Source organism: Pseudactinotalea sp. (assembly GCF_048594945.1).
In the GTDB taxonomy this organism is placed as follows: domain Bacteria; phylum Actinomycetota; class Actinomycetes; order Actinomycetales; family Beutenbergiaceae; genus Pseudactinotalea.
The window spans coordinates 1-3,706 of sequence record NZ_JBMDXJ010000329.1 but is presented as its reverse complement, the minus strand read 5'-3'; the positions used below and the strand labels follow the sequence as shown (position 1 = coordinate 3,706).

Genomic DNA, 3,706 nt, shown 5'->3' with positions numbered 1-3,706 from the left:
CGGGTGACGAGGCTGCGCGAGACGGCATCACGGTGACCGTGACCAGCGGATGGCGTTCGGCGGAGTATCAGGAGCAGCTGCTGCGTGAGGCGGTTCAGACGTACGGGTCTGAGGAGGAAGCCGCCCGGTGGGTAGCGACTGCGGAGACCTCGGCGCACGTATCGGGCGACGCGGTGGACGTGGGACCCTACGACGCCATGCTGTGGTTCGCCGATCACGGCGCTGAGCATGGGTTGTGCCAGACCTACCTGAACGAGCCGTGGCACCTGGAGTTGCGCCCCGAGGCGCCGGAGGCCGGGTGCCCGCCTGCGTACAACGATCCGACCGAGGATCCGCGGTTGCGGCGGTAGCGGCTAGCGGAACTCGGGCGGTGGAATGCGAGTCAGCCAGGACAGCTCGTTCTCGCGAACGAACCGTGACAGCGTCTGGTCACGCGTGATCGGCCAGGCCTCGTGTCCTTCGACCATGTCGAGGAACTCGCGCCCGAGCGCGGCGGTCGGGGTGGCCAGCAGCCGGTCGGAGAGATCGAGATACCCCGCGGGCAGGTCGGGCAGACCGGTCAGCAGGCCAGTGAGGTACTTGTTTCCCTGGAACAGCACGTGACCGCGCGCGAGCAGGGCGCGACCCGCGGAACCGACCGCGTGCACCGCGGCCCAGCGCAGCAGGTACTCGTCACCGAGCTGCGCGCCCTGCTTGAGGAAGTAGCCGCCGTACAGACGCATCTGGGCGATGAAGGAGGCCATGCGTTCTGCCCAGGCCGACTCCGGCAGCGTCGGGATCGCCGCCACCAGGCCTGCGACCTGCGGGTCCCTGGTCCATGCGACCCGGGCGCCGATGAACGAGGCACGCACCGGATCGTCGCCATCCTCGGCCGCCCGGCGCAGGTAGTCGATGGTGATGACCTTGATGTCGACGTAGCCGCCGTCGTACGTCGCCGCGTCGGCGTCGACATAGCTGAGTCGTTCATTCTCGAAGGCGCTGGCGAAGGCCGCGTCGGTGACCACGAGATAGACGTCGACGTCGGAGTCCTCCCGCTCGGTGCCCTTCGCAAGGGAACCATCGAGCACGACGGCGATGCTCTCCTCGTCCTGCGACACCGTGCTCACGTAGGCGGCGAGTGTGTCTTCCTGATGCTGCATGGGCATAGCATGGCCGATGGCGATGGATCCCGCCTGGGCTTGTGCCCGAACCGCCGCGAGGCTGATGGTTCCTGTCACGTCGATCGACGGCGGGCAGGAACGAGCGCCCGCGGAAGGTGGTTGGAGATGAGCGCAGCATGAGCGCAACGGTGCCGCAGCCCTCGGTGGAGCGGATGGTGCCGTTCGACCGGCACCCGCTCGTGGTCGGAGTCGTGCCCGGGCAGGACCCCTTGGTGGTCCGCACCGCCGTGCAGCTCGCACTCGCGACCCGAGCGCCGTCGTTGCACATGGCCTTCGCGGACCCTGCGCGCTACACGGTGGCGGAGCACGCCGATGGCAGCGTCCGCCACGCCGCCATCGATCCCGACGCCGACGACGAGGCGTGGCGCGAGACCGAGTCCGCGCTCGCCCGGCAGGTCGAGCAGGCGGTGGGCGGGGACGTGCCGTGGCACCTGCACTACCTGGCGGGCCGGCCTGATCGCGCACTCACCCACCTCGCTCGCGCGGTCGACGCAGCCGCGGTCGTGGTCGGCACGCGGGCTCCGGGGTCGGCAGCGCGGTTGAAGGAGTTCCTGGAGGGCTCCGTCGCCGCCCATCTGGCTCACCATCAGCACCGGCCGGTGCTCACGGTGCCGCTGAGCGTCGTGGACTGGAAGGAGATCGGCGCACCGTGGGCACGATGAGCCACCGACCTCGTGGGCGGGCGACGCTGACGAGTGCGGGCATGGTCGCAGCCGGAGGCATGATCGGTACGGCGGCACGGGCGACTGCGGAGGCGGCGTTCCCTGCGATGCCCGGCGCGATCCCGTGGACCACATTCGTGATCAACGTGATGGGCTCACTGCTGCTGGGCGCGTTGCTCGAGACACTGGTGCTCGGCGGCCCCGACGAGGGCCGTCGCCGGGTGGTTCGGCTCGCGTGCGGCACCGGCGTGCTCGGCGGCTTCACGACCTACTCCACGTTCGTGGCCGAGACCGAACAGCTGCTCCGTGGCGGCGCACCGCTGACCGGGGTGGGCTATGCGGTGGCGAGCGTCGCGATCGGGGTGAGTTCCGCCGTCGTGGGCATCCTGGCGGCCCGACGCCTGAGGCGAGGGGACGCGCGATGATCCTCATCGCGCTCGCGGGCGGGATCGGCGCGGCGGCACGGTTCCTCGTGGACGGCGCCGTGCAGCGCCGTACGCACTCGGCTACCCCGGTGGGCACGCTCGTGGTCAACACCAGCGCCTGCCTGCTGATCGGGCTGCTGACCGGTTGGGCCAGCGGTGCAACTGAGTCGACGATCGTCGGTGTGCTCGGGACCGGCCTCCTCGGCGGCTACTCGACCTTCAGCACGGCGAGCGTCGAGGCGGCGCGCCTGCTGCTCGAGGGCCGCGTCGGCCGTGCGGTGGCCCACGCCGCGGGCATGCTGGTCCTCGGAGGAGGTATCGGCTGGATCGGCATCATGATCGGTCGGGTCCTCGCGGGTGCGTAGGCGGTGCCTCTGCGGCCCGCGACGCATACATCAGATCCGCCTGGGCGCGCTGATCGGCGACGGTGGTCACCATCGCCGGATCCACGGGCTCGAAGGTATCGACGAGCTCGACCGGAGCCGCGTCCACGATCCGATAGCAACGCAGCCCGCCCCCTTGGTCGCGTGCCATTCCGCTGGGCCACACGTCGGCCCGCGCACCGGTCACGCCGAGTCGCCAACCGTGTGGCTCGAGCATCGTGCGCACCGTGCAGAGTGCCTCAAAGGCGTCATTCTCCCGCGCCTCGACGCGCTCGAACGCCTCCGAGTCAACCGCCACCCACCAGTCCCGGCCGTCGAACCACCACGACACAATGGCCTCGTGAACGTGGCCGGCACGGCTCACGCTGATCCGCTGCTCTGTCACGTTCATGTCCGCGCTGGCCAGATCTCCTCGTCCACCGGCGGCTCGCCCAGGTCGGCATCGAGATCCGGAGTGCCGGCAAGCGCGCCGGCGTAGCTGGAGGTGTGCTGCAGCACCTGCGAAAACCGCTCCAGGTCTGCGACGTTCTCGAACAGCGCCCACACCGCCTTGCTGCCGCCGTCGACAGGGATCCACAGGTGTCGCCCAGCCGCGCGGCCCACGAGCGCTCGTCCGTGCCGCAACGCCGCGCTCGGTCGGGGCTTGAAGACTCCCCGGCGCATCCCGTAGAGCCGCCGGTCGGTGACGACCAGCAGATCGATCACCGGATTGGCCGCAGTCGCCTTGACGACGAGCCAGGGTGTCTCCCCCGGCACCATCGGAGTCTCCTCCAGCCACGAGCTCACCTCGCGCTGCGTCAGTCCGGATCCCAGCTCCACTTTCGCCCCTGTCGCCGACCAGCAGGAGGACCCAGTCTTGCGTATCGCGACGGGGAGCCCGTCGCCGCCCCGATGCCGCTCCTCGCGGCCCACCGCGCTCCCATGGCCAGCGACGTCATGTTGTCGGGCTGACAGGAGCGACCGTCGCCACCTGCTCATGCCTCGCCGGGCGCTCCGGCACCCAGCACCTGACCACCCCAACACGCGAAAACCGGCGACAAGTCGCCGGTTTCACGAGTCGGGCTGACAGGATTTGA

7 protein-coding genes and 1 riboswitch are annotated in these 3,706 nt (G+C 70.0%); of the genes, 4 read left to right on the top strand and 3 right to left on the bottom strand.

All coding sequences use genetic code 11. The features are described 5' to 3' along the window. Positions 1-350 (top strand): M15 family metallopeptidase (locus ACOJSN_RS14725; protein WP_420113247.1); only part of this gene is annotated, 350 nt, incomplete at its 5' end. Positions 351-353: 3 nt separating this feature from the next. Here the strand turns inward: ACOJSN_RS14725 and ACOJSN_RS14720 are convergent. After that, the gene (locus tag ACOJSN_RS14720) at positions 354-1,139 is read right to left on the bottom strand and encodes a nucleotidyltransferase domain-containing protein (protein ID WP_420113246.1); all 786 of its coding nucleotides are present in this window, start codon (positions 1,137-1,139) and stop codon (positions 354-356) included. A gap of 9 nt (positions 1,140-1,148) precedes the next feature. After that, positions 1,149-1,220: riboswitch (Fluoride riboswitch) on the top strand. A 56-nt stretch (positions 1,221-1,276) separates the two neighbouring features. On the opposite strand from ACOJSN_RS14720, the gene ACOJSN_RS14715 reads away from it, so the two are divergent. Genes ACOJSN_RS14715 through ACOJSN_RS14705 form a run of 3 tightly spaced genes read left to right on the top strand, consistent with a single transcriptional unit; the run spans position 1,277 to position 2,612 of the window. Then, entirely contained in the window at positions 1,277-1,822 is a 546-nt protein-coding gene (locus ACOJSN_RS14715) for a universal stress protein (protein WP_420113245.1), read from the top strand. Then, a complete protein-coding gene (locus ACOJSN_RS14710; protein ID WP_420113244.1) occupies positions 1,819-2,247 on the top strand; it encodes a fluoride efflux transporter FluC in 429 nt (142 codons plus the stop codon). Before ACOJSN_RS14715 ends, ACOJSN_RS14710 begins: the two co-directional genes overlap by 4 nt. Then, entirely contained in the window at positions 2,244-2,612 is a 369-nt protein-coding gene (locus ACOJSN_RS14705; protein WP_420113243.1) for a fluoride efflux transporter FluC, read from the top strand. Before ACOJSN_RS14710 ends, ACOJSN_RS14705 begins: the two co-directional genes overlap by 4 nt. On the opposite strand, the gene ACOJSN_RS14700 is transcribed toward ACOJSN_RS14705, so the two are convergent. Together ACOJSN_RS14700 and ACOJSN_RS14695 are read right to left on the bottom strand one after the other, a co-directional pair. After that, complete coding sequence (locus tag ACOJSN_RS14700; protein WP_420113242.1) at positions 2,581-3,015, bottom strand: hypothetical protein; 435 nt, start codon at positions 3,013-3,015, stop codon at positions 2,581-2,583. The genes ACOJSN_RS14705 and ACOJSN_RS14700 overlap by 32 nt on opposite strands. A gap of 2 nt (positions 3,016-3,017) precedes the next feature. Continuing rightward, complete coding sequence (locus tag ACOJSN_RS14695) at positions 3,018-3,416, bottom strand: hypothetical protein (protein ID WP_420113241.1); 399 nt, start codon at positions 3,414-3,416, stop codon at positions 3,018-3,020. Positions 3,417-3,706 lie beyond the last annotated feature (290 nt).

What these genes read in the sequence shown, in the direction of transcription:
- ACOJSN_RS14720 (WP_420113246.1), bottom strand. Translation starts at nt 1,139, where the DNA reads ATGCAGCATCAGGAAGACACACTCGCCGCCTACGTGAGCACGGTGTCG.
- ACOJSN_RS14715 (WP_420113245.1), top strand. Translation starts at nt 1,277, where the DNA reads ATGAGCGCAACGGTGCCGCAGCCCTCGGTGGAGCGGATGGTGCCGTTC.
- ACOJSN_RS14710 (WP_420113244.1), top strand. Translation starts at nt 1,819, where the DNA reads ATGAGCCACCGACCTCGTGGGCGGGCGACGCTGACGAGTGCGGGCATG.
- ACOJSN_RS14705 (WP_420113243.1), top strand. Translation starts at nt 2,244, where the DNA reads ATGATCCTCATCGCGCTCGCGGGCGGGATCGGCGCGGCGGCACGGTTC.